9 protein-coding genes are annotated in these 26,513 nt (G+C 72.3%); 4 read left to right on the top strand and 5 right to left on the bottom strand.

Annotated features, from left to right (window positions below):
- Positions 1–53: 53 nt before the first annotated feature.
- Together R2B38_RS32220 and R2B38_RS32225 are read left to right on the top strand one after the other, a co-directional pair.
- Positions 54–13,244 (top strand): hypothetical protein, encoded by a 13,191-nt coding sequence (locus R2B38_RS32220; protein ID WP_318019342.1) that lies wholly within the window; start codon positions 54–56, stop codon positions 13,242–13,244.
- A 37-nt stretch (positions 13,245–13,281) separates the two neighbouring features.
- Complete coding sequence (locus R2B38_RS32225) at positions 13,282–14,484, top strand: ricin-type beta-trefoil lectin domain protein (protein WP_318019343.1); 1,203 nt, start codon at positions 13,282–13,284, stop codon at positions 14,482–14,484.
- A 60-nt stretch (positions 14,485–14,544) separates the two neighbouring features.
- Here the strand turns inward: R2B38_RS32225 and R2B38_RS32230 are convergent, their stop codons facing one another.
- The 3 genes from R2B38_RS32230 to R2B38_RS32240 all read right to left on the bottom strand — a co-directional run bounded on the left by R2B38_RS32230 (position 14,545) and on the right by R2B38_RS32240 (position 17,337).
- Complete coding sequence (locus R2B38_RS32230; protein WP_033285059.1) at positions 14,545–16,074, bottom strand: helix-turn-helix domain-containing protein; 1,530 nt, start codon at positions 16,072–16,074, stop codon at positions 14,545–14,547.
- Between the two features lie 86 nt (positions 16,075–16,160).
- A complete protein-coding gene (locus tag R2B38_RS32235) occupies positions 16,161–16,358 on the bottom strand; it encodes a DUF4236 domain-containing protein (protein ID WP_033285058.1) in 198 nt (65 codons plus the stop codon).
- 70 nt (positions 16,359–16,428) lie between these two features.
- The gene (locus R2B38_RS32240) at positions 16,429–17,337 is read right to left on the bottom strand and encodes a class I SAM-dependent methyltransferase (RefSeq protein WP_318019344.1); all 909 of its coding nucleotides are present in this window, start codon (positions 17,335–17,337) and stop codon (positions 16,429–16,431) included.
- 176 nt (positions 17,338–17,513) lie between these two features.
- Between R2B38_RS32240 and R2B38_RS32245 the strand changes: the two genes are divergently transcribed.
- Positions 17,514–18,437 carry a virginiamycin B lyase gene (locus R2B38_RS32245; RefSeq protein WP_318019345.1) on the top strand — a complete coding sequence of 308 codons (924 nt, stop codon included), beginning with the start codon at positions 17,514–17,516 and terminating at the stop codon, positions 18,435–18,437.
- Between the two features lie 435 nt (positions 18,438–18,872).
- A complete protein-coding gene (gene acnA, locus R2B38_RS32250) occupies positions 18,873–21,587 on the top strand; it encodes an aconitate hydratase AcnA (protein WP_318019346.1) in 2,715 nt (904 codons plus the stop codon).
- 64 nt (positions 21,588–21,651) lie between these two features.
- Here the strand turns inward: acnA and R2B38_RS32255 are convergent, their stop codons facing one another.
- Both R2B38_RS32255 and R2B38_RS32260 read right to left on the bottom strand, forming a co-directional pair.
- Positions 21,652–22,653, bottom strand: a complete 1,002-nt coding sequence (locus R2B38_RS32255; protein WP_318019347.1) for a helix-turn-helix transcriptional regulator — start codon at positions 22,651–22,653, stop codon at positions 21,652–21,654.
- Positions 22,654–22,733: 80 nt separating this feature from the next.
- On the bottom strand, positions 22,734–26,408 hold the full coding sequence (locus R2B38_RS32260; RefSeq protein ID WP_318019348.1) for a S8 family serine peptidase: 3,675 nt from the start codon (positions 26,406–26,408) through the stop codon (positions 22,734–22,736).
- Positions 26,409–26,513: the final 105 nt, after the last annotated feature.

Genomic DNA, 26,513 nt, shown 5'->3' on the forward strand with positions numbered 1-26,513 from the left:
GTGCCCAGCAGCTCAAGTCCCTCGGAAAGTCGCACCAGTTCGGCGGCAGCGGGGTGGTCACCCAGAACCCGCCTCCGCAGCCGGCCGGACAGGGCAACACCGGTCCGGAGTCGGACGGTTCGGTCTCCACCAGCCAGACCAGCGGCAAGTCGTACAAGGGACTCTTCAACCCCTCGGCACGGCTCAACAAGGTCTCCCGCACCGACACTTCGGACACCCTCTCCGCCAGCACGGGCGTCAACCGCACCCCCACCGAGAGCGGCACCCTGCACCGCGTGGTCGCCGACGTCACCTACCTCGTCACGGTCCGCGCGGGCTCCCGCACCCTGCTCAACGGCGTCGGCGAGCCCGGCACGATCGACCCCGTCACCTTCGCGGTGGACGTCCCGGACGGCCTCCAGTTCCTCATGACCCAGGGCCAACTCGCCCGCGACGCACGATGGATGGGCTCGGTGCAGGGGCTCGCTCCCGCGCCCGCCCCGGCGTTGACGGCGGCCCTCCCGGCGCCGTACACCCGCAACCGCGAACTGGGCCTCGGCGGTGTCCTCTCGGTCATCGAGTACGACCGTCCCGTCGCCGCACCCGTCCCCACGACCGGGCCCGCCGCCGGACAGATCCCGCTGGGGCCGGTCAACCCGAGGGAGCGGCGCGGGCTGATCGGGCGCGAGCTGCTGGCCCTGGTGGAGGCCGAGGCGCCCGGAGCGGTCACGCCGGGGCACCCCGGATACCAGCAGGGCGTGCACAGTCGCGTCGCGCAGCTCACCTCGTCCGCCGGACTGCGCTCGCTGCCCGGCCGCGGCCCGGACGGCACCCCGCGCCGGGCGACCACCCGCTTCCACTTCCGCCACCACGGCAACGGGGGCGAGCGGCTGATCGAGGTCACACTGACGGCACGGCCGCGCCGGACCCAGAACCTGGCCGGTGTCCGGGGTTCCTCGACGCCCGGCTCGGGTCTCGAACAGTGGCAGTCGCACACGGCGGCGGGCCGCACCACCACCCGCGCCTCGGTCCGGCAGAAGCAGCTCCCGGTCACCCTGACCACCCGCTACCTCCGCCCGAACCAGGGCCCGGACCCGTCCAAGACGGACCGCGCGGCACCGGTGTTCACCCCGCAGGCGGCCACCAGCATCTCAGCGCGCCGGGCGACCACCGCCGACAACCGCTTCTGGCTGCGCACGGACAACGGCGCCGACTTCGACGGCCTCCAGTACGACTACGAGCTGTCCGTCCGCTCCGCGCTCGTCGCCGACTGGCCCCCGAACGTCATCGGCGGTCTCATCCAGAACGGCGTCATCGCCTGGGCCGACGCGGAGGGCGACGTACGCCAGTGGATCGACCAGTTGATGGCCCGGGGCACCCCGCGCACCAGCACCGTCCCGGTCCGGCTGACCCTGCGCTTCACCGGCACCGAGACCGCCCTGCCCGGCGGTACGGGCGGCCCGGCTCCGGCGAACGCGCCGTCGGTCGTCTCCGGCGCCGACCCGCGCAACACCGTGCTGCCCGGCCCCGCCCGCACCCCGTATCTCACCGACGCGCAGATGTTCCACCCGGTGGGACCGACCCCGGCGTTCCACTTCGACGGCTGGGCACATCTGGAGACGGCCCTCAACGACGTGGCGCCGCGCGGCGGTCGGGGCTGGCACGCGCAGATCACGTCCGTGTCGGTGGAGGGACAGGCGGTCCGGCTCGGCCAGTTGATCCAGGCCGGGCGGGTCTCCCTGGACCGCCCCCGCTTGGCCGCCGACCTCACCCGCAAGCTGCCCGGCACCGCGCCCTTCGAAGGGGCACCCGACCAGGCCCCGTCGATCGCGGTCACGCTCTACAACCCCCGCCGTTCCACCCACGCCGACGACGTCACCCTCGACCAGCTCCACAACACCACCGACACGGTGAGCACCGCGGCCGGTGCCGACCACTCCCTCGCGACCTCGTTCACGGAACTCCTGAGCGGCGACGACGACAACCACGAGATCGCCGGCATCAGCGTCCCGCTCGCCCAACGGCAGACCCAGCCCTCGACCTTCGGCGGCACCACGACCGGCAGCCGCCGTGACTGGCTGAAGTCCGGGAGCACGTCGGCGCCCGCCAACGGGGCGCGGGGCACGCGGAGTTACGTCGTCGACGCCGACGCGCACCTGCTGGTCGAGGGTCCCGAAGGCACCCGTCACGTCACCGGTACCGTTACCCTGCGTATCGAGGAGCGCGACCTGCTCGGCCACGGTCTGCTCACCCCGGCGGAGACCCCGCCGAACCTCCACGACCTGCCCGCGCTCGTCCCCGACTGGGCCACCGCCGAGCCGCACACCCTCCCCGAACGCCTCAACTCCGCGATACCGCCCGGCAGTCACGGCGTCCAGGTCTGGGTCGCCCTCGGCGCCGACCCGCAGGGCGAACACCTCGGCCAGGCCCTCTACGCCGCGTCCCGCACCGCCGTGCTCGGGAACCGCCCGCTGGAGTTGATGACGCGTGACCCGCAGGGCATCCGCCGCTGGGAGTTCACCCCCGACGGTGCCCTCATCACCGCCGACCCCGACCTGGCCACCGCGTGGGACGCCTTCGACGTCCAGGCCGAACTCCTGCACACCGCAACGGAAACCCTCGCCGACACCCCGCAGCGGCTGAACCGCCTCACCGCCTCCCTCCAGCAGGCCAACCGGGCGCACACCGCCGCCGTAGAAGCCCACGGGAAGGCGCAGCTCGCGGTCAAGAACGCGACCGACGCCCACACGGACGCGAAGCAGGCGGCCGCGGACACCGCCGAGGCCGCGCGCAAGGCCGAAGCGCTGGTCGCCCGGCTGAGGCGGGACCTCGCGGAGGCCCGGAACACCGTCACGACCCTGCCGTCGGTCATCGAGCGGCACGAGCGGGACGAGACCAAGGGCCGCCACGATCTCCGGACCGCCCTGGCCGCGCTGACGCGGGCCGAGAACGACGTGCGCGAAGAGCGCGCCGCCGCGGCACGGGCCGCCGCTCAACAGGCCGCGAAGAACGGGCAGTCGAGCGCCACCCCCGCTCCGGCTCCTGTCCCGGCCCCCATCGCACCCGGTGCCCCGCGCCCCCACACCGCCGCGCCTGATGTCGCCGCCGACCCCCGGGTACAGGCCACGCTCCCGGCGATCACCGCCGCCGACAACGCGATCCGGCAGGCCACCGCGGCGCTCACCGCCGCCCGGCCGGTGCTGGAGCGGGCGGAGCACATCGTCGAGGTCGGCCCGGACCGCATCAGCGCGGAGGAGGAGAACCACGAGGAGGCCGTCGAGGAGGCGGAGGAGGCGGCGGCAGCCGAGGTGGAGGCGGCTGCCGCCGTGCAGCTCGCCACGCGGGACGAGACCGCGGCCAAGGGACGGGTGACAGCGGCCGAGACCGAAATCGCCCGCCGCAACGGGCTGGTCGCCGCCGCCGTCACCGCCCAACTGCAGGCCGCCGCCGACCAGATGGCGGCCACCGCCGCGCTGCCCGGCCTGTCCGGCGACGTGCAGGACAACGCCCCGACGCCCGAGCAGTCGTTGCGCACCACCTTCGCGACCACCCCGCCCCGCTGGCCCGCCCCCGACGGCCGCGCCGCGCCTCTCCCGGCGGGCGGCCAGACGCACACCCCGGCGCCCGCGACCACCACCGGTACCACCGGTACCACCGGCGCCACCACGAACGCCGGGACCACGTCCACGACGAAGCAGCAGCCGCAACCGAAGAAGAGCGGGCCGCCCAAGTCCGGTACGAGCAACGCCAAGACGGACGAGACCGGTAAGGACGGTAAGGGCGGCAAGACCGGCAAGGACAAGAAGCCGGCCACCGACAAGAACGCGAGCAAGAGCACCGGCACCGGCAAGAGCACGGGTACGACCAAGGACACCGGCAAGAGCACGGGCGTCGACAAGGGCAAGGGCGTCGACAAGAGCCAGGGCAAGGCCACGACCACGCCCGCCGTCACAACCCCCGCCGCCCCGGTGACCCCGTACGTCGACCCCACCGGCAACGCCGTCCAGACCCCCGGCGACGGCTTCTGCCTCCTCTACGCCGTCATCGGCAGCGCGCCCCACCTGGTCCGCACCCGTCTCCAGCAGGCCGCCGCAGCCGGCGCCACCCAGGCCCTCGCCCCGGCCACCGCGGCCTGGCTGGCCCGGCCCGACGACGTACAACGGGCCCTCAGGACGATGGCGGGGAACCCGCGGGCCGCCGACCGGGGATCCAATCAACTGCGCGCCGCCCGACAGGAGTTGCAGAACCTGGTCCTGGCCCGGCTGGCGGCGGCGGGCAACGGCAGCCGCCCGCTCCCGCCCCAGGTGCTCGGCCAGCTGCGGGGCGTCCTCGTCGCCCCCTTCACGCGGGCGGTCCGGAACATGCCCGCCGCCCAGATCGACAACGAACTGGCCCGCTACGGCATCCAGGGCGTCACCCACGCCGAGGACCTGGACCCGATCGACCTCCAGACCCGCTATCTGCAAGCCGTCTCGGTACCGGGCGCCCCGCCCGCGCTCACCGGCGCCGCGCCCAGCAACCGCCGTATGTTCGCCTATCTGCGTGCGGTGAACGGCCTGCCGACGCTCGCCGCCATGACCACGGACGAGCGCCGGTCGCTGCTGATCGCCGGCTACCACCGCAGCACCGCCCCGCTCAGCCAGGACGAGGCGAACATGCTCAGCGGCGCGGTGGGCAACTGGTCGGACGCGTGGGCGAACCCGGTCGGCGACACCTTCCTGCCGCTCCTCGCCGACACCCTCGACGCCCCGATCCACGTCTTCCAGCCGATGCCCGCCCCGCTCGCCGGCACCACCGCGACCGGCGGCCCCCGCGGCATCGCGCTGCGCTACGGCCCGACCACCAACACCCCCGCCCTGGAGGTCCACTACACGGGCCTGAACCACTACAGCGCGAGCGACGCGAACACCCGCACCACCTCGGCGAACATCACCCCGTCGAACGCGCCCCGGGGTCCGGAGGACGCCAACAGCGTTCAGCCGGACGGGCGTTACCGTCCCGCGCCGACCCGTGACGCCGACGACGACCGGCCCGCGTCCCGTGTCGCCGACCCCGCGCCCAAGGACACGTGGCACGGTCTGCGTCCCCATGCGCGCCCTGCCGTGCACTCCACGGAGCGGTTCGATCCGCACGCGGACCAGTCCAACTCGCCCCGACCGGGGGCGCTTAGCGGCGCTACGACGCTCATCCGTACGCAGGTCCGTCGTATCCAGGCCCCCAACGGCCAGTGGATCCGCGACTACACGCTCAACCTCCCGGTCACCACCAACGACCCCTCCCTCGCCGCGCAGTTGAAGGACCGCATCACCGGCCTCCTGGACACGCACCTCAACTCCGGTCTGGCACTGCCCAGTTCAGGCGACCAACTCCACATCAACCTCAACCTGATCGCCGACCCGGACCACCCCGAGACGATCACCCTCACCGACACCGCGAACCCGGCCCGCGCCAACCAACTCCACCTGGACATCAACCACTCCGACGAGGACCTCCTTCACGAAGTCCTCCACTACCTCGGCCTGCCGGACGAGCAACGCGACAACGACTTCCTCCTCCGCAACCACTCGAACAGCACCACGGTTCACACCACCGGCGTCATGGCCACCACCCAGACCCCGGTCCACATTCCCCACCGCTACCTCCGCATCATCGAGAACGTCACCGCGTCCGGACCCCAACTCCACGACCACACAGGCCAGAACGAGACGACGCCCGCCGTCGACCCCGACACCACACCCATCCCCACCGACACCCCCCTCACCTGGCCCGCCTCCAACGCCCCTGTAGCGCCGCCCTCTTCGTCGTTCGTCCTCGACTACGGCTCCCACCGGGACGGCAACGTAGGCCTGGTGCTCCTCGAACCGCTGTCGGCGGAGGTCGTGAACGGGCTGCACCAACAGGTGATGACGGCGCTCGGGCTGGGGGCCGCGCCCGACACGCACCCGGTGCGGGAGCAGCTGCGGACGGTGGCGAGTGCCGAGACGCTGGTGCTCAACCTGCCGTATCTGCGCGGGAGTCTGGGCTTCCGGATCAGGGTGACCGTGGACGGCCGGGACCGGGACGTGGATGTGCGGATGCGGCTCTCGGACCCGAGGGCGGCGGCCCGGTACGGGCAGGCCGAGGGGGCCGTGCGGGACGTACGGGTGGAGCGGCGTGGCATCGGTTCGCAGGAGTCCGTGTCGTCGGAGGTGTCCGGCAACATCCGTACGGTGATGCTGCCTTGGACGGCGTTGTTCCCCGTGACCCGGGCGACTCCCGTGCGCGGTGTCGACGCCGCGGTGACCCTCGCGCTGACCTTGAACCAGCTCTCGTCGAGCGCGTCGGTGGCGTCGGTGGTGACGTCGACGACGGCGCAGCGCAGCAACGAGCCCTCGGAGCCGTACGACTTCACCGCCTCGTGGGACGTGCGGGTCGACACCCCGGCGCTGGCCGCGCCCGTCACCTGGTCGCCGGAGCAGTCGCACGGGCCGGTGACCATCTGGTTCCCGCAGCATCTGACGGTCGACGAGGACGGGGAGCTGCCCGAGGCGGCGGATCTGGACGTGCTGCCGATCTGGGGCGTGGACACGGTCCGGGAGCCGGGGCGGCTGCTCGCCGAGACGCTGCGGGAATTCAGCGTCCGGCTGCGGGAGTTGGGCAAGGACTCGCTGGCCGAGCTGGAGACGTTCCTGTCGGAGCCGTTGCTGCGGGGCACCCTGCCGATGCAGCGGCAGGGGGGCGTCTTCTCGCCGGTGCTGCTCGACAAGTCGGGGCGCGCGCTCGGGATGTTCCAGCTGCTGACCACGGTGACGGTGGGCGAACCGCGGCGGCGGAGCGTCGCCGGGAAGATCAACCTGGAGAGCCACCTCACGCAGTCGGTGAAGATCGACGCCCAGTCGAAGTTCAGCAGCGGCGTGTCCCTGTCCGGGAGCGTCGGTCCGGCGCTCACCGGCGATCACAGCCAGGGCCACCCGGAGGCGACGAAGCGGGTCGGCGGCGGTGTGCTGGGGCGGGCCTCGGTCCAGGCCGGGACGAGCGACGCGCTGAGCCAGAGCGCCAGCGCGTCCCTGATGCACGAGGTGCGCACCAAGCGCAGTCACCTGCTGGCACCGGCCACGGTCGAGCACCGGCTGGTGCTCCATCTGCCGGGCGGCGGGCAGGAGGTCTTCGAGCCGGACGCGTGGCCTGCCGGCATGCATCTGCGGCTGATGACCGCCGAGGACGCCGAGGGGTACGCCCCGGCGGACGACGAACTGCGGCGGCTCCCTGCGGAGTTGGAGCATCTGCGGTCGATCGGCGCCAGCGCGACACCGCTGGCCGTGAACGGCGCCGAGGGCCTTTTCGCGCACGCCGAGAACTGGCTGCGCCGCGAGGGCTTCCTGCCCGCCGACGCCAACGCGCGCAACCGTGTGCTGCCCGACGAGGCGCTGGTGCAGGCCCAGTTGAACAACCTGCGCCGGTTCGAGCAGACCCGCTCGCAGATCGGGCAGCGGGCCGCGACGGACGCCATGCTGGACGGCGGTCACTCGCTCTTCCTGGAGATCCCGACGGTGACCGGCAACCGCCGGGTGCGGCTGGTGCTCAGCGCGCAGCGCGGCACGGGTCCGAGCACGCACACCAAGGTGCTGCCGCACGTGGAGGGCGTCGGCCTGGTCTCGCTGTCGACGGTCGCCACCGACCAGAAGGGCTCGCAGTACGGGGTGTCGTACGGCGCGGGCGGCTCGTTCGGGATACCGGTGCGCGACGGCGCGTGGACCCTCGGCGGCACCGCCGACCATGTGCGCTCCCACCAGGTGCAGCACGACAACAGCGTGCAGGTGTCCCTCGGGCACGACCAGCAGTTCCAGGGCACCGGGGAGGGCAACCGCACCGAGGTGTTCACGGTGCCCGCCGACTTCGCGCTCGACCTGTACGAGGGGCCGGGGGAGGAGCCCCTGGAGCGGTTCGCGCACCGGACGGTCCAGCTGCCGTACGCACCGCACGGCGCCCCGGCGCCCGGCCCGGACGACCCGCCGCAGCCTCCGCCGCCGGACCGGGTGGCGGGGACGCTGGAGCTGGCGGTGCCGACGCTCCGTACGCTGCCCGCCGCCGACGGGCCCGTCCAGCCGGCGCCCGCCGCGCACACCGTGCGGGCCGCCACCGCCGCCGACCGGACGGCGCTCGACCTGACCGCCGCGGACGGCACCCTGCTGCCGAACGCGGTACCGCTGCCGGACGACGCGATGGTGGAGGTGTTCCGGGCGTCGGCCGCGCTGGACGACGCGTTCCGCAGGGTGCTCGGCAACACCTACCAGGGGCATCCGGCGCGCGGCCTGCTGGACGGCGTACGGGACACGGTCGGGGGCCTGACTCCCGCTCCGGTGGCCCGGGTCGGACGTGCCGTGAGCGAGTCGCTGGTCGGCGCCGCGGCCACCGACCCGACCACGGTGGCGGCCGAGCTGCTCGGCGCGGCCCGCAGCCCCGCCGCCCTGCTGGCCCGCGGCCACCAGGTGTTCAAGGGCGCCTATGTGATCGAGGGGCTCACCCTGCCCGGGCTCGCCTCGGACGAGGTGCTGTCGGTGGAGATCCGCGGCGCCCTGCGCAGGCCGCGCGCCTCGGGTGAGATCACGCAGTACTTCGAGTCCGGGCTCAACGCCGCCGACGGCGCCGGACAGCAGCGCACGGTGGCCCGCGCCGCTCAGTGGGCGGGCGGCTTCACCGCGGTCCGCAACAACTCCTCGGCCCAGGGCCCGAGTTCGGACCAGGCCGCGGGCAACGACGGCGACGTCGGCGGCCTCGGTGACGGCGGCATGCGACGCCGCGCCGACGAACCGGCACAGCAGGAGGGCGGCGGCACGTCCACGTCCGCACCCCGCGCGGCGACCCTCAACCCCTCGGGCCGCTACACCCGCACCACCCGCGACGAGAAGGGCCGGGCGCTCGCCTCCTCGACGATGGCGCACCGCACGGCCACCGAGAGCGGCGCCCACCACAGCGTCCAGGCCGACGCGCTCCTGCTGGTCACGTTCCGGCGCGGCCACCGCAACGCCGTCGGCAACGCGATCGGACAGGGCGAGGGCCGCGAGGTGACGGTGGCGGTCGAACTCCCGGACGCCGTACGGTTCTTCGTCACCCCGGCACAGATCCGGCGCCACCCCGCCTGGTTCGCGACCGTGCCCGGTCTCACCGTGCCCGCAGAGACACCGCCCTCCGTGCCGCTGCCGCGCCGCTTCATCGCCTCCCGCGAGGTGGGCCTCGGCAGCGTCCAGGCGATGGACCAGTACACCGACGCCCTGCGCACCGTGCAGCGCCCCAACCTCCTCCGGCAGCGGCTCCTCGCCCTCGTCGAGGAGGAGGCCCCCGGCACGACCCGCCCGGGCCACGCGTCGTACCTCTCCGGCGTCGACACCCGCGTCGCCGACCTCACCTCCACGGCCGGCCTGCGCACCCTGGCGGGCCGCGGCCCCGGCCGCGTCCAGCGCTTCCGCTTCCGCCATGTCGGCTACGGCGGCGCCCGCGTCGTCGAGGTCACGCTCGCGGCCGAGCCGGACGCCGACGACCACACGCTGCGGCAGGTGCGCGGCCACGACGGGGCCCCGGGCGCCGGCATGGAGCAGTACCTCGGCCACACCCCGTCCGCGGTGACCGACAAGACCTCCCACAGCACCCGGCACTCCGGGTTCGTCCAGCTCCAGACCCGGCTCCCGAGGCCCACCGGCGGCCCCCGCACCGACCGGGCGGCCGCGCTGCTCAGCGCCGACACCGTGCGCGGAAACTCGGCGCGGGTGACCCGGGCCGCCGAGGACCGGCACTGGCTGCGCTCCGACAACGTCGCCGACTTCGCCGGTGTGCCGTACCGGATCGTCGCCACCGTACGGTCCTCCCTCACCGCCGACTGGCTGGTGGACCTGCCGGGCAGCGTGCTCCAGCACGGCGTGCTCAGCCTCACCGACGCGGACACCCCGCTGGCCCAGCGCATCGCCCAGCTCTTCGTCGGCCGCCGGCCGCGCGCCATCACCGTGCACGCCGCCGCCGCGCTCCGCTTCACCGGCAGCGAGACCGGCGATCCCGCGCAGCCCGAGGCGCGGATGGCGGTGGGCCGGTCGGCGGCACGCCCGGCCACGACCGGCGGCCGCTTCCGGCCGGGCGGTCCCGCACCGGTCTTCTCCTTCGACGCGGGCCCCGAACTCGCCGCCGCGCTCGCCGAGGTGGCCCCCGCTCCCGCCCTCACCCGCACCTGGCGTTGGCTCGCCGCCTCCGGCTCCGCGGACGCCACCGCCGTACGCGTCGGCGAACTCCTGCAGGCGGGCACGATCGAGCTGGACCACCCGCGCCGTCCCGCCGGCCTCACGACCACGATGCCGGGCGCCTACCCGTTCCAGGGCGATCCCGACACCCCGCCCCGGCTCACCGTGGAGCTGTACCGGCCGCGCCCGCAGACCGACACCGGCGACGTGACGGTCGACCGGGTCCGGCTCAGCACGGTCAGCGCGGGCTCCGCCTCGCACGCGGGTCTCACCGGCGGCCTGTCGGCGCAGGGCGCCTTCAGCCTGCACGACTCCAACCGCCAGCTCCTCGGCTTCACCGCGCCGGTCCTGGCCCGCCCGGCCCAGGACCCCGGCTCGGGCGCGGCCGTCGCGGGCACCCGCCGCGAGTGGCTCAAGCACGGCAACACCTCGACGCCGGAGGGCTCGCGCGGCACCCGCAGCCACGAGATCCTCGCCGACGCCGTCGTCACCGTCCACGGTCCGCACGGCACCCGGTACGTCTCCGGCACGGTCCGTCTCCGTCCCCTGGAGCGCGACCTCCTGGGCCACGGCGTGACCGCGGGCCTCACGGACCCGGGCGTGTACGACGCCGCGTCCCTGATCCGCGAGGTGGCCGACGCCCAGACGCAGGTCGCCCCCGCAGCCGAGGCCCTCCGCGACTGGCGCCAGATCTCCTTCCGGGACCTCCCGACCCTGCTGGCCGACGGCATCCAGGCGCACCCGGCCCCGCCCGCCGACACCGTGCTCCAGCTCTGGCTGGCCACCGACGGCACCCCGAACCAGACGGCCCGCGCCCTGTACGCCGCCTCGGGTACGGCCGCGTTGCTGCAGCGGTCTGTCGAGCTCGCGCTGCGTGACGGCGAGGGCGTGCGGTTCCGGCGGTTCGACGCGAACGGGGACGCGGAGGGAACGCAGGGGGCGGACGAGCGGGGTGACGAGGAACGGGAGGACAGGGGTCCGGGCAGTGCGGGTCCCAGCGGCCTGAATCCCAACGACACGGTCCACGACGCCGGTTGGGCGGCCGTACGGAATCAGGTGCGCGCACTGGAGCAGGCCGCGCGCGCTGAGCACGCCGCGAACACGGAGGAGCGCCGGCTCCAGGACCAAGTGCCGGACGCCGAACGCGTGCTGAACGAGGCCGGGCCGCCGGTGACCCAGGCGCAGCTGGACCGGGACGAAGCCCACGCCGCCGCGACCGCCGCGGCCGCCGAACTCACCGCCGCCGAGCGGGCCGTCCCGGTCGCCGAACGCACCGACCAGGAACGGCGGGCCCGCGTAACGCAGTTGACCGCGGACCTCCGGGACCAGAACGAGCGCGTGACGGCCGCCACCCGGGCGGCGGGGGAGTACCACGACGCGGTCCGTACGGCGGAGGACGAACTGACGGCGGCGGAGCGGGCCGTACAGGAGGCGGAGGAGACGGCGCGACAGCGGACCGCCAACGCGCAGACTCGTGGCGGGAGTTCGCGTCGTCCCGACGGCGACTCCCGCTCGGACGATGCCGGTTCCCCCGCCCGGCGAGAGGCCGAGGGGGCCGCGCGGCGGCGGACCGCCAACGTGCCGACCCAGGGCGGGAGTTCGCGTCGGGACGACGGCAACTCCCGCTCGGACGAGTCCGGTTCCCTCGCCCGGCACGAGGCGCGCCGGAACCAGGCCCGTACCACGCTGGACCAGGCCCGGATAGAGGCCGCGGCAGCCGACCGCGCCGTCGACACCGCCCGGCACACCGCCAACGACACCGGTCGCCGGCTCGGCCTGGCCGAGGACGTGGCACGCCACGCCGCCGGCGTCCTGACCGACGCCCGGAACAGGGTCGCGACGGCGACCACGGCGTCCCGCACGGCCCGGGCGGCGCTCATCGGGGCCACCGCACGCCACGACCGGGCGGTCGCCGCACGGGACGAGGCCCAGCGGGCGTTCGACACCCTCCGACGCGCGATCGCCGACACCCTCGCCGAACAGGCCGGGCAGGCGGCCCGGCAGCGCCACGCGGAGCGGGACCTCGCCGACGTCGTCACCGTCCTGGAGACCCGGCGAGCGGAAGAGGGTGACGGCACGGCCCTCCTGACGACCGGCTCCCTGGCCGCGACCCCGGCCACGTGGCCGCGCCGCACCCCCCGCCCGGCACCGGCCCGCGTCGAGGAGACCCCGGCGGCCGCCGAACCGGTGGCGGACCCGCAGGAAGAACCCGAGGCGGAGCCCCAAGTAGCGCCCCAGGAACCGGAGTTCCAGCCGGTCGGAGCCGGGAACGACACCGACGAGGAATCCGAGGACGACCAGGACGAGCCGGCCGGCCGGCACGGGCAGGGTGGCCAACGCGGCCAACAGGGCAGGCGCGGGCGGGACTTGGATGACGAGAGCGAGTCCGACGAAGGCGAGTCGGACGAGGAGGACGGCGACGACGAGGCCGGCCAGCGTGGGCAGGGTGTCCAACACGGCCAGCGCGCACAGGACTTGGGCGGCGCGAACGGTCAGCGAGGTGTGGGCTCCCGCTACCGCCCCGTCGTGTCGCGGGCGCGGCGCCCCGAGACGTTCGCCCGTTCACTGGCCCGGCTGCTCGCCGACGCCGACGCCGACGCCGACGCCGACTCCGGCACCGCCCCGGCGTGGACCCGGGACCCCGACCCGCACGGCGCGCTGCTCAGCTGGGTCCAGGCCGATGTGGTGGCTCACGGCGCCCCCGACGACCCGAGGTTCCCGGCCCCGGCGACAGAGGTGTCGACCGACGTGCTGGCCCAGATCGGCGCCCTCACCGAGGAGTTGCGTGCCCAGGCGATCCTCCAGAACGGCATGGTGACCGTCGCGGAGGCCGGACTGGACGACTCGGCCCGCCTCGCCCTGGTGCTGGCCAACCCCGACAACCCCTTCTACGTGGCCACCCTCGCGGCACTGGTCGTACGCGACACCGGGCACCCGGTCCAGGTGATCGGCCCCGGCGACCGCGTCCACCGCTTCGGCCCGGCCGACGGCACTCCGCTGACCTTGTACTTTGACGGCAACCGGTTCTCGGTCAACCCGCCCGCCCCGGACGACGACTGACCGGTCGTCACCCGATCACCTTTCTGGAAGGACCAGCATGTCCGGCAAGAACAGCCCGCAGCACCAGGCAGCGACGGGCGGGGCGGAGCCCACTCCGGCCCCGGACACCACCGCGGGCGGCGCCCCCGAGACCGAGGCGACGGCCCTCCCGCCGACCAGCGGCGAGACGACGGCCGCCGGTACCGGCGCCCCGGAGACCGCGGCGAAGGCGGAAGCGGCGCTCACGCCTCCCGCGCAGCCCGCCGCGGCGGCCCAACTCCCCACCGCGGAAGCCGCCGTAGGCACCGACGGGGGAGCCGCCCCCGAAGCCGCACCCGACACCCACGCCGACCCCGACCCGGGCCCCGAAGCCCTGGCCGGAGCGGCGGCGGCCGCATCCGCATCCGAATCCGGATCCGGTTCGGGCACCGGTGAAGGCACCGCCGCCGCGGCCCCCGCCTTCGGCCGCCCCTCCCGAGGTCTGCTCGCCGGAGCCGCGATAGCCGGCGCGCTGCTGATCGGTGTGCCGTTCCTGGTGTCCGGGCTGCTCGGCAAGTCGAGTTCGGACAGCAAGCCGTCGGACCAAGTGGCCGACGCGGGAACGGTGTTGAACGGAGCGACGACGGACAGCGGCGCGGGCGCCTACGGTTCGGCCAGCCCGGACCCGACCTCGGCGAAGCCGACCCCCTCGCACCCGAGCGGCGGCAAGGACAACAAGGCGAAGAGCGGCGCGGGAGCGGCGGCCGCCGGTGCCGGTTCCGGTGCCGGAGTGATCGCGGGCAGTTCCGCCGAGGCCCCCAAGAAGGCGTCCTCCGGCGGGAGTTCGAAGAAGACCACCACGACCAAGGTCACCGCCACCAAGACGGTGGTCGCCGCGCCCGGCACCACCATCTACAGCCATGCCTCCAACAAGTGCATCGAGATGGTGGGTCACAAGGGCGCCGACGGTTCACCGCTGCAGATCAACAGCTGCACCGGCAAGAACTGGCAGAAGTGGGACTTCCGTTCGGACGGCACGATCCGCTCCATGGGCCTGTGCATGGACGTCGCCTGGGGCTCGTCGGCGAACGGCGCGGTGATCCAGATCGCGGTGTGCAGCGGCAACCCGGCCCAGCAGTTCCGCCTCAACTCCAGCAACGACCTGGTCAATCCGCAGGCCAACAAGTGCGTGGACGTCAAGGACCAGGGAACCGCCAACGGCACCCGGCTCCAGCTCTGGGACTGCAACGGCCAGGACAACCAGAAGTGGAGCACCCGCTGAACACGGCGGTGCCGCCGCACCCGTGAGGCACGGCGGCACCCCGGACATCCGCGACCTGCCCTAGATGTCCCGGAAGATCTCGATCTGCGCCCCGATCGAGTTGAGCCGCTCCGCCAGATCCTCGTAACCGCGGTTGATGACGTACACGTTGCGCAGCACGGACGTGCCCTCCGCCGCCATCATCGCGAGCAGGACGACCACGGCGGGCCGCAGCGCCGGCGGGCACATCATCTCGGCGGCCCGCCAGCGGGTCGGGCCCTCGACCAACACCCGGTGCGGGTCTAGGAGTTGGAGCCGGCCGCCGAGGCGGTTGAGGTCCGTGAGGTAGATCGCGCGGTTGTCGTAGACCCAGTCGTGGATGAGGGTCTGGCCCTGCGCGACCGCCGCGATGGCCGCGAAGAACGGCACGTTGTCGATGTTCAGGCCGGGGAACGGCATCGGGTGGATCTTGTCGATCGGCGCCTCCAGCTTGGAGGGCCGGACCGTGAGGTCCACCAGGCGCGTACGGCCGTTGTCCGCGACGTACTCGGGCGTGCGGTCGTGGTCGAGGCCCATCTCCTCCAGGACCGCGAGCTCGATCTCCAGGAACTCGATGGGCACCCGGCGGACCGTCAGCTCCGACTCGGTGACGACGGCGGCGGCCAGCAGGCTCATCGCCTCGACCGGGTCCTCGGAGGGGGAGTAGTCCACGTCGACGTCGATGGTCGGCACGCCGTGCACGGTGAGCGTGGTGGTGCCGATGCCCTCGACCTTGACGCCCAGCGCCTCCAGGAAGAAGCACAGGTCCTGGACCATGTAGTTCGAGGACGCGTTGCGGATGACCGTGACGCTCTCGTGGCGGGCGGCGGCCAGCAGCGCGTTCTCGGTGACGGTGTCGCCGCGCTCGGTCAGCACGATCGGCCGGTCGGGGGAGACGGCCCGGTCGACCTGCGCGTGGTAGAGCCCCTCGGTCGCGGCGATGTCCAGGCCGAACCGGCGCAGCGCGATCATGTGCGGCTCGATCGTGCGCGTACCGAGGTCGCAACCGCCCGCGTACGGCAGCTTGAAGCTGTCCATGCGGTGCAGCAGCGGGCCGAGGAACATGATGATCGAGCGGGTCCGGCGGGCTGCCTCCGCGTCGATCGACTCCATCTCCAGCTCGGCCGGCGGCACGATCTCCAGGTCGACACCGTCGTTGATCCAGCGGGTGCGGACGCCGATGGAGCCGAGTACCTCCAGAAGGCGGTACACCTCCTCGATCCGCGCGACCCGGCGCAGCACTGTGCGCCCCTTGTTGAGGAGCGAGGCGCACAGCAGTGCCACGCACGCGTTCTTGCTGGTCTTCACATCGATCGCGCCGGACAGCCGGCGCCCGCCGACCACCCTCAGATGCATCGGACCGGCGTAGCCCAGAGAGACGATCTCGCTGTCCAGGGCTTCACCGATTCGAGCGATCATCTCAAGGCTGATGTTTTGGTTGCCGCGCTCGATGCGATTGACGGCGCTCTGACTGGTGCCGAGCGCCTCGGCGAGCTGCGTCTGTGTCCAGCCCCGATGTTGCCGGGCGTCACGGATGAGCTTGCCGATACGTACGAGGTAGTCGTCTGCCATGAGGCCGAGGTTATCTCAGATATGAGATGGCGCCTCCTGGGGGGTCCATTCGGGTGACGACCGGTCAGCGGCGCTGCCCGTTGCCGTCAGTCGTCCTTCTTCGTGCGCGTCTTGCGCCATCCGAACGGCCCGGGCAGGTTCATCGATGTCGTACGGCGCCCCGAGGTGCTGCGCGTGTAGCGCGGGCCGCGCTTGCCACCTGTCGTGAACGACAGGGACCCCTTGTTGATGTTCAGCCGAAGCCAGGGAAGGACCCGGAAGCTCTTGCGGAATGTGAGCGGCATACCCGCCCCCTTTCGTCTGGCACCGGGTACCCCGAAGTCGGCCAATCATCCGAGGAAGAACGGGAGTTGCTCACTCCTCCCCGTCGTCCTCGAGCTGGAAGTGCCAGACCACGGCGACCGGCGAGTCGTCCAGGGCGGCGGCGGACGCTTCGGGATCCCAGTGCAGGAGGTCCCAGGACATCCAGGTCGGCAGCGGGTCCGGGGCGGCGCCGGGATCGAGGGAGCGGCGCGGCCGGCGGGGCTCCTCGCACTGCCGGACCCGGAAGCCGAGGGGGAGGGCGGCCGTGAGGTACGCGCTGAGCGGGCGGTGGTACTCGGTGAGCAGGGTCGGGCGGCCGTCCGGGCCGGGGCGCCGGGGGAGGGTAGGCCTGAGATAGGACGACATGACGTGCGCGTCCGAGATCACGAGATGCCCGCCGGGCCGCAGCACCCGCGCGAACTCGGCCAGTACGACGGCCAGTTCGGGCACGTGGGTCAGCGCGAGCGCGCAGACGACGGTGTCAACCGCGCTGTCGGGAAACGGCAGTTGACGCAGATCGGCCTGGCGGAGATCGACGTCCGGCAGTCGCTCCCGCGCCCGCGCGAGCATCTCCGGCGAGGCGTCGACACCGGTCACCCGATGACCGAGCCGGTGCAGGTGGGCCGTATGCCGACCGGTGCCGCACGCGGCGTCCAGTGCCACGCCGATCGGCAGGCCGTCCAGGATGCGCTGGACGACGGGCTGCTCGACGTCAATCATCCCGTTGCCGGGGTTGTCGTAGTGCGGCGCCCAGTCCTGATAGACGTCGGCCGTACTGATCGCGCCCGGGACCGCCGTGACGCCTTCGGCACCGGCGAGCTCCGGGGTGTCCAGCAGCCTGCGGATCCCGGCCGTCCGGGCCTCGACGAAGGCCTGGTCGGCGCTTCCTTCCCTGAGGCCGCGCAGCAGGGCGGCGCCCTCAAGTCCCAGCAGATAGCCGAGGGGGCTCAGATAGGTCACTCCGGGGACGGTACGGGCGCGTGCCGCGTCGGTTCCAACGGTTTTCGCGGAGCCGTGTGCGGAACTGCGGAACTGCGGAACTGTCCTCCGCGGATCGACCGAAGGGTCGCGGAGCGCTCTGGATAGCATCCGCAGTCGCTGAACTCCCCCTGGCCCGCTGAGGAAGGAACCGCCCCATGCCACACCGTCCGATCCCGCCGATCACGGAATTCCCCGTGTCCGACAGCAGCGCCGGCCCCTACGGAATCACCTGCGGCCCGGACCGCGCGCTCTGGTTCACGATGGTCCACCACGGCCGGATCGGCCGGCTCACCCCGGACGGCGACGTCACCTCCTACCAGCTCGACCCCGCTTCCGGCGGACCGTCGATCATCACCACAGGGCCCGACGGCGCTCTGTGGTTCACCGAGTTCCGCGGCCACGGGATCGGGCGTGTCACCATGACCGGAGACATCACCTCGTTCCCGCTGCCGACCCCGGACGCCGGGCCGTTCGGCATCACCGCCGGCCCCGACGAAGCCCTGTGGTTCACCGAGGCGAACTCCGACCGCATCGGCCGCATCACGCCCGACGGCGACGTCACCGAGTTCCCTCTCCCGCTCTCGGGAGCCTTCCCGTCGGCCATCGTCACCGGCCCGGACGACCGGCTGTGGTTCACGATGAACCAGGCGAACGCGATCGGCGCCATCGCGCAGGACGGCCACGTCACCGTCCACCCGCTGCCCGCACCGGACAGTGCCCCGGTCGGTATCACCGCCGGCGCCGACGGTGCCCTGTGGTTCGTCGAGATCGGCGCCGGCCGGATCGGCCGGATCACGCCGGACGGGAAGATCGACGAATTCGCGCTGCCCGACCGCGCCTCACGCCCCCACGCCATCACGGCGGACGACGACGGAAACTGCTGGTTCACCGAATGGGGAGCCAACCGCGTCGGCCGGATCACCCCTGACGGCCGGATCGACGAACACGACCTCCCCACCCTGTCCTCCGAGCCGCACGGCATCACCCTGGGACCGGACGGCGCCATCTGGACGGCCCTGGAGATCGGCACGGTCGCCCGACTCGGCACCACCAACACCCCTTCGCCTCGCCGGAGTTGATTGACCGCTCCCCATGACCTCACCAGCGTTCGAGACCGCCACCCCCGACCGGACCGCCCACCTCGACCGGGTCGCCGCGACCGACCTCGGCCGCTTCCGCACGCGGCGCACGCTCGACGAACTCGACATCCGTCCGGGCCGGACGGCACCCGACCCGGGCTGTGGCCCCGGCACGGATCTCGCCTCACTCGCCGGGGACAGCCCGCCGGGGCCAGCCCGCCGGGAACGGCTCCGGGCGGGTCCGGGCATGACCAGCCCGGCCCCATGTACTAGAGTTATCTCGACATCGAGATATCTGCCGAGGTGCACCGCAGCCGCACACTCCGCCGATCCAGTAGTAAGGCTTGCCTAACTTAGCCTTACCTTAGCGGATCGGCCAAGACGTCGTAGCGGCAGGATGCGGTGGGAACGCGCACATCAATGAAGGAGACTGTCGTGTCGGCGAACAGCTTCGACGCCCGCAGCACGCTGCAGGTGGGCGACGAGTCGTACGAGATCTTCCGCCTGGACAAGGTGGAGGGCTCGGCCCGGCTCCCCTACAGCCTTAAGGTCCTGCTGGAGAATCTGCTCCGCACCGAGGACGGCGCGAACATCACCGCCGACCACATCCGCGCCCTCGGCACCTGGGACTCGCAGGCCCAGCCGTCGCAGGAGATCCAGTTCACGCCCGCCCGCGTGATCATGCAGGACTTCACCGGCGTGCCCTGCGTGGTGGACCTCGCGACCATGCGTGAGGCCGTGAGGGAGCTGGGCGGCGACCCGGCGAAGATCAACCCCCTCGCGCCGGCCGAGCTGGTCATCGACCACTCCGTCATCGCGGACAAGTTCGGCACCCACGAGGCGTTCGCGCAGAACGTCGAGCTGGAGTACGGCCGCAACCGCGAGCGCTACCAGTTCCTGCGCTGGGGCCAGACCGCGTTCGACGAGTTCAAGGTCGTCCCGCCGGGCACCGGCATCGTCCACCAGGTCAACATCGAGCACCTCGCCCGTACGGTCATGGTCCGAGGCGGCCAGGCCTACCCCGACACCCTGGTCGGCACCGACTCGCACACCACCATGGTCAACGGCCTCGGTGTGCTGGGCTGGGGCGTCGGCGGCATCGAGGCCGAGGCCGCGATGCTCGGCCAGCCGGTCTCCATGCTCATCCCGCGCGTCGTCGGCTTCAAGCTCACGGGCGAGCTGACCCCGGGCACCACCGCCACGGACCTCGTGCTGACCATCACCGAGATGCTCCGCAAGCACGGCGTCGTCGGCAAGTTCGTCGAGTTCTACGGCGAGGGCGTCGCCGCCACCTCCCTCGCGAACCGCGCCACCATCGGCAACATGTCGCCGGAGTTCGGTTCCACCGCCGCGATCTTCCCGATCGACGACGAGACCCTGAAGTACCTGCGCCTGACCGGCCGCGACGAGCAGCAGGTCGCGCTCGTCGAGGCGTACGCCAAGGAGCAGGGCCTCTGGCTCGACCCGGCCGCCGAGCCCGACTTCTCCGAGAAGCTGGAGCTCGACCTCGCCACGGTCGTCCCCTCGATCGCCGGCCCGAAGCGCCCGCAGGACCGCATCGTCCTCGCGAACGCCTCCGAGCAGTTCAAGAGCGACGTACGCAACTACGTGTCCGACGACGACGAGGCGGGCAAGGAGTCCTTCCCGGCCTCCGACTCCCCGGCCGCCAGCAACGGGGTGCCGAGCAACCCGGTCACCGTCACGGCCCCCGACGGCTCCACGTACGAGCTCGACCACGGCGCGGTCACCGTCGCGGCCATCACCTCCTGCACCAACACCTCGAACCCGTACGTCATGGTCGCCGCCGCGCTGGTGGCCAAGAAGGCGGTCGAGAAGGGCCTGACCCGCAAGCCGTGGGTCAAGACCACCCTCGCCCCGGGCTCCAAGGTCGTCACCGACTACTTCGACAAGGCGGGGCTCACCCCCTACCTCGACAAGGTCGGCTTCAACCTCGTCGGCTACGGCTGCACCACCTGCATCGGCAACTCGGGCCCGCTGCCCGAGGAGGTCTCCAAGGCCGTCAACGACCATGACCTGGCCGTGACTTCGGTGCTCTCCGGCAACCGCAACTTCGAGGGCCGGATCAACCCGGACGTCAAGATGAACTACCTGGCGTCCCCGCCGCTGGTCGTCGCGTACGCCCTCGCGGGCTCCATGAAGGTGGACATCACCAAGGACGCGCTCGGCGTCGACCAGGACGGCAAGCCGGTCTACCTGGAAGACATCTGGCCGACCGAGGCCGAGGTCAACGACGTCGTCGCGAACTCCATCGGCGAGGACATGTTCAACAAGTCCTACGCCGACGTCTTCGCGGGCGACGCCCAGTGGCAGGCGCTGCCCATCCCGGAGGGCAACACCTTCGAGTGGGACGCCCAGTCGACCTACGTCCGCAAGCCCCCGTACTTCGAGGGCATGACGATGGAGACCACCCCGGTCTCGGACATCGCCGGCGCCCGCGTCCTGGCCAAGCTCGGTGACTCGGTCACCACCGACCACATCTCGCCCGCCGGTGCCATCAAGGCCGACACCCCGGCCGGCAAGTACCTCACCGAGCACGGCATCGAGCGGCGTGACTTCAACTCCTACGGCTCCCGCCGAGGCAACCACGAGGTCATGATCCGCGGCACCTTCGCCAACATCCGCCTGCGCAACCAGGTCGCGCCGGGCACCGAGGGCGGCTTCACGCGTGACTTCACGCAGGCCGACGCCCCCGTGTCGTTCATCTACGACGCCTCGCGCAACTACATCGAGCAGGGCATCCCGCTGGTCATCCTGGCCGGCAAGGAGTACGGCTCCGGCTCGTCCCGCGACTGGGCCGCCAAGGGCACCGCGCTCCTCGGCGTCAAGGCCGTCATCGCCGAGTCCTACGAGCGCATCCACCGCTCGAACCTCATCGGCATGGGCGTCGTCCCGCTCCAGTACCCGGCGGGCCAGACCGCCGAGTCCCTCGGCCTGACCGGCGAGGAGTCCTTCTCCGTCGCCGGCATCACCGAGCTGAACGACGGCACCACTCCGAGCACGGTCAAGGTCACCACCGACACTGGCGTGGAGTTCGACGCGGTCGTCCGCATCGACACCCCCGGCGAGGCCGACTACTACCGCAACGGCGGCATCCTGCAGTACGTGCTGCGCAACCTGATCCGCAACTAGCGGCTCCGGCAGGGCAGTTGAGGGCCGCATCCCCGGCGACGGGGTGCGGCCCTTTGCCGTTGTGCTACAGCCAGCCCCGCTGCGCCGCCCGCATCCCGAGCTGGAAGCGGCTCGCCGCCCCGAGCCGTTCCTGGAGGTCGCTCACCCGTCGCCGCAGCGTGCGCAGACTGATCCCCAGATGGCGGGCGACCGCCTCGTCCTTCAGCCCGGCCGCCAGCAGCCGCGTCAACGCCTGCTCGTCCTCGGAGAGTTCACCGTTCCCGGCGGGCCGCCCGAGCGGAGTCGCCTGCTGCCAGGCCAGCTCGAAGAGCTTCTGCAGGGCCTCGGTCACCGCCGAGTGCCATACGACGACGGCGCAGTAGCCGCCCGCCGCCGACGAGGTCAGCGGGAGCAGGGCCCGACGCCCGTCGACCACCAGCAGTTTGAGCGGCACGGACGGCAACACCCGGGCCTGCTCGCCGAGTTCGACCATGTTCCAGGCACGCGACAGGACGTTCGGATCCTCCAGGGCGGTCGCCGCGTAGATGCCGCGCGAGACGATCCCGCGCTTGAGGAGATCGGCCTGGAGGTCCACCTGCGGTGCGGGCGGGGCGAGGTAGGGCGGGGTGTCGAAGAGACACACCTCGTGCTCCGCGCGGGCGTACATCTCCTCCAGGCGGGCCGCGATGGCGCCCTCGCCGGAGGCGACCTCGATCAGCCGGGACGGCTCCTCGCGCAGCAGCCCCGCCTCGTACGCGGTGGCCATCTCCTCGGCGGTGGCGGCGACCAGTTCGGACTCGGTCTCGCGCCGCCGGATCAGCGCACGGATCGCCACCCGCGGGTCGACCGCCCGTAACCCGCCCATGGAGTCCGGCGGTTGGAGCAGACCCAGCGTCAGCAGCCGGTTGCAGGCCTCGCGCAGCTCGGCCGGTGTCGTGCCGGTCAGCAGCGCCCAGCCGCCCGCGCCCGCGTCGGGCTGCTGGAGAATCGCCCGGTACACCACCTCGTCGATGGCGGAGACCCCCACCGCTGCCCAAGGGCTCGCGGCAGGGGTCCGCCGTACAGAATCCTGTGCCGTGTTCACCATGGCTCGCCACGGTAGAGCTTGTTTGTTAAGAGTCCTTACCGTGGCCCGGCCCATCCGATCGCTTCAGGCTCGCTTCGGGCTCACTTCAGGCCGAACGCCCGCAGTACGGTCTGGTCGATCGCGTTGCCGTCGCGGTCGGTGGCCCGCACGCGCAGCGACACCGACACGGCGCCCTTCGCGGGCCGGAACCGTGCCTCGCCCTTCTTGACACCCACCTCCTTCCAGGACGCGCCGTCGTCGTAGGAGACCCAGGCCTTCAGACTGCTCGTCCGGACGCTCCCCGACTGGTTCGCGACCGGCAGTCCGACGGTCAACTCCCGCTTGGCGTCGGCTCTGTTGAGGAGATCGAGGTCCTTCGGGGCGATGCCGACGGTGAGCAGGGGGAGTGCCGTCGCGGTGTCGGTGTGCGCCGAGGCGAAGGTCCACTCGGTGTGCGTGCTCGTGGAGTACGCGGCCCAGGCCGCCTTGCGCTGTACGTCCAGATCGAAGCGGTACGAGGACGGGGCCGCCGGGACGTCGAAGACACCCGCCCCGCCGCGCGTCGAGTCGCCGACGAACTGCCCGTCCGCGTAGAGCTTGCCCTGCGCGGTGGTGTCGACGCCGTCGACGTATCCGTAGTGGCCCGGCGTGGAGTCGTTCAACTCCGGTACGTGGAGGGTGAGTTTGTCGCCGGTGCGGGTCGAGAGGCCGTACTCCTCGCTGCTGCCCGGCCGGACGACCTGGCGCAGCCAGTCCTCGGTGGGCTCGGTGCCCGCCTTGGTGAAGGTCCGCAGTGGGCTCCACTCGCCCTTGTAGGCCTTCGAGTTGGGATAGACGACATGCCAGGTGCGGGTGTCCGGGTCGACGTAGTAGTACTCGTCGCGTTCCGTGCCCAGTTGTGTGGGCACGCTGCTGTCGACGCCGAAGAGCTGCCAGGGGCGGAAGGTGTACAGGGTGTCCGCGCCCGTCTCGCCGGCCGTGCCGCCGTAGTAACGGGCCTTCCGCTTCACGGTGTTGGACTTGTCGAGGCGGTAGGTCTGGTTCGCGGTGATGGCGCCGCTCTGCGCGGCGAGCAGGTTGTAGACGTACGGGCTGACCGGCGTGCCGCTCAGCTTCAGCGTGACCTTCTTGCCGGTCTTCAGCAGGGCGGCCAGCGCGGCGCCCTGCTCGCCGGTGGCGATCATCACCGGGACGGTGGTCGCCCGGTCCACGGCCTCGATCCAGAAGCCCGGTGTCTTGCGGTAGACGATGAGGTAACCCGCCCCGGCCTTGGTCGCGTTGTCCAGGGCGCTCTGCGCCCGCTCGGTGGCACCGACCCCGACCACCGCGACCTTGCCCTTGACGTCGAGCCCCGCGAAGTCGGCCGCGGTACCGCCGCCCGCGTCCACCGCCTGGACCTTGTGGTCACCGCTGATCCTCGACGGGAAGCCGTTGTACGTCTGGGAGTAGTAGAGCGAGGACAGCGAGGTCTTCGCCGGGCTGGTGACGCTCGCCGTCAACTCCTTGGCGTACAGCCGGAATTTGGCGTTGAAGTCCAGGGTGCCCACGGTCACCGGCGGGGTCGGCGCCACATAGACGTGGTCGGTCCAGAAGCCCTGGCTGTAGGTGAGCCCCCAGCCGCCGCCGGGCCCCTCCCGGTGCCAACTGGTGCTGAATCCGCGGAACTCGGAGTCCTCCTTCGTCTGCGGTTTGATCTCCACCGCCTTGCGGGCGTCGAGGACGACCGCGGTGTCCGCGCCGACCTTGATCTCGGGGTTGCCGACGATCGAGGTGCCCACGGCCAGACCGGCCCCGTCCCGGTCCGGGATCCAGGTCGCGATGGAGTAGGTGCCGGCCGGCACCCGCCAGGTCGCGCCGGTGCCGAGGAAGCCGTACTCGTCGGGGTAGGCGCCGTTCAACTCCTGGAGCGTGTAGAGCGAGGCCCCGGTGGACGGGTTGCCCTCGCGGTCCACGAGCGAGACCTTCAGGTCGTAGGTCTTCGGCGCCTTCTCGAAGCCGACGGCCGTGGTGACCTGGATCCCGCCGTCGGCGGTCGCCGTGACATGGCCCGTGTACCGCCCCTCGGCCTCCCGCGCCGGGTCGACGCCGACGGAGACGGTCGCGGTGCCCCGCGCGGGCACGGTCAGGGTGTCCGCGCTCAGCGCGAGGTCGGTCAGCGACGACGAGAGCTTCAACTCCACTGCACTGTCAGTGGTGTTGGTGTACGTGATGTCCTTGTCGACGACACCGTTGTCACCGTCCTCGAACCTGCCGAAGCTCAGTGTCGAGGTCGCGAAGACGTCCTGCTCGACCGCCCGTACGGCGTCGACCCGGCCGTCGCCCTGCTCGAACACGGAGTTGACGGCGTTCGTCTTCGCCGTACTGGCCAGGTCCTCCTTGATCTGCTCACCGGTCCAGTCCGGATGCGCCTGCGCGACCAGTGCCGCCGCGCCCGCGACATGCGGGGTGGCCATCGACGTACCGCTCGCCGTCGTGTAGTAGTCGTCGACCGGCGTACTGCCAGGCATGGTGGTGCCGGCGGCGCGGGCCGCGGTGATGCTCACGCCCGGCGCGGTGATCTCCGGCTTGACCGCGGAGTCGCCCAGGCGCGGACCCCGGCTGGAGAACGACGCCAGCTGGTCCGACTTGTCGACCGCGCCCACGGTCAGCGCCGAGTCGGCGATGCCCGGGGTGCCCAGGGTCTGCTCGCCCGGGCCCGCGTTGCCGGCCGCGATCACGAACAACGCGCCGGTGGACGCGGACAGTTGGTCGACGGTCTCACTGAGCACGTCCGAGGGGCCGTACGCCGTACCGCCCAACGACATGGAGACGATCTTCGCGCCGGAGTTCGCCGCCCACTCCATGCCCGCGATGATCCAGGAGGCCTGGCCGCTGCCCGTGTTGTCCAGCACCTTGCCGACCAGCAGCTTCGCGCCCGGCGCCACGCCCTTGTACCGGCCGCCGGAGGCCGCGCCGGAGCCGACGATCGTGGACGCCACATGGGTGCCGTGGCCGAATCCGTCCTGCACCGTCTCGTCCGGTACGAAGCTCTCCGAGCCGGCGATCTTCCCGGCCAGGTCCGGGTGCCCGGTGTCCACGCCCGTGTCCAGGACCGCGACCTCGACGCCCGTGCCGTCGTAGCCCGCCTTCCACACCTCGGGCGCGCCGATCTGCGGCACGCTCACGTCGAGGGACGCCTTCACCTTGGCGTCCAGCCAGATCTTGTCGATGCCGTCGCCGAGCTGCTTCGCGGCCTTCGCGCTGGGCGCGGTGCCGAGCGCCGGGGCGATGTCCGACCAGAAGGCGGTGGACTTCCGCGCGCTGAGCGCGGCGCCGTCGATCCCGGGCAGTGCCAGCGTCCGGCGCGTGCCCTCGGGGGTCTCGGTGCCCTTGCTGTACGTCGCGATGACCGGGGTGGAGCCGGTCTTCGCGTCCGTGTAACCCTGCTCGACGAGCTGGGTGACGTTGAAGAGGGCAGGGTCGAGGCGGCCCGCCTTGATCAGCGGGACGGCGTCCGCCGGCAGGACGCTGATCTCGCCGTTCCTCTCGCTGGACAGGAAGGTCGCGGCCTCGCGGCCCTCGCCGCGCCGGACGTCGACGGCGCTCTTGCCGTCCGGTCCGGTGGTGAGGGTCACGGTGTCGCCGGTGATGAGGGTGACGGTCTGCGGTGGGGCGGTGCTCGGGCCCGTGAGGCGGGTGGAGACCGTGGCACCGGCGGCGGCTGTCGCGGGCGTGATGGCCCCCGCGAGCAGTCCGGCCGCCGAGGCCACGGCCCACAGGGCGTGGAGTCTTCGCATGGGTGGACGTCCTCCCCTGAACGCTGAAACGCTTCCGCCCGGTGAGCGGAAGCCAGCCATCAGAGTGAGTGCCGGGGCGCCGGCGGCTCAAGGGAATCACGTGGC

This window comes from Streptomyces sp. N50, from assembly GCF_033335955.1.
In the GTDB taxonomy this organism is placed as follows: domain Bacteria; phylum Actinomycetota; class Actinomycetes; order Streptomycetales; family Streptomycetaceae; genus Streptomyces.

Bases quoted from the DNA above. Each gene is read 5' to 3' on its own strand.
- R2B38_RS32225 (WP_318019343.1), top strand. From the start codon at position 13,282: ATGTCCGGCAAGAACAGCCCGCAGCACCAGGCAGCGACGGGCGGGGCG.
- R2B38_RS32245 (WP_318019345.1), top strand. From the start codon at position 17,514: ATGCCACACCGTCCGATCCCGCCGATCACGGAATTCCCCGTGTCCGAC.
- R2B38_RS32230 (WP_033285059.1), bottom strand. From the start codon at position 16,074: ATGGCAGACGACTACCTCGTACGTATCGGCAAGCTCATCCGTGACGCC.
- R2B38_RS32235 (WP_033285058.1), bottom strand. From the start codon at position 16,358: ATGCCGCTCACATTCCGCAAGAGCTTCCGGGTCCTTCCCTGGCTTCGG.
- R2B38_RS32255 (WP_318019347.1), bottom strand. From the start codon at position 22,653: ATGGTGAACACGGCACAGGATTCTGTACGGCGGACCCCTGCCGCGAGC.
- R2B38_RS32260 (WP_318019348.1), bottom strand. From the start codon at position 26,408: ATGCGAAGACTCCACGCCCTGTGGGCCGTGGCCTCGGCGGCCGGACTG.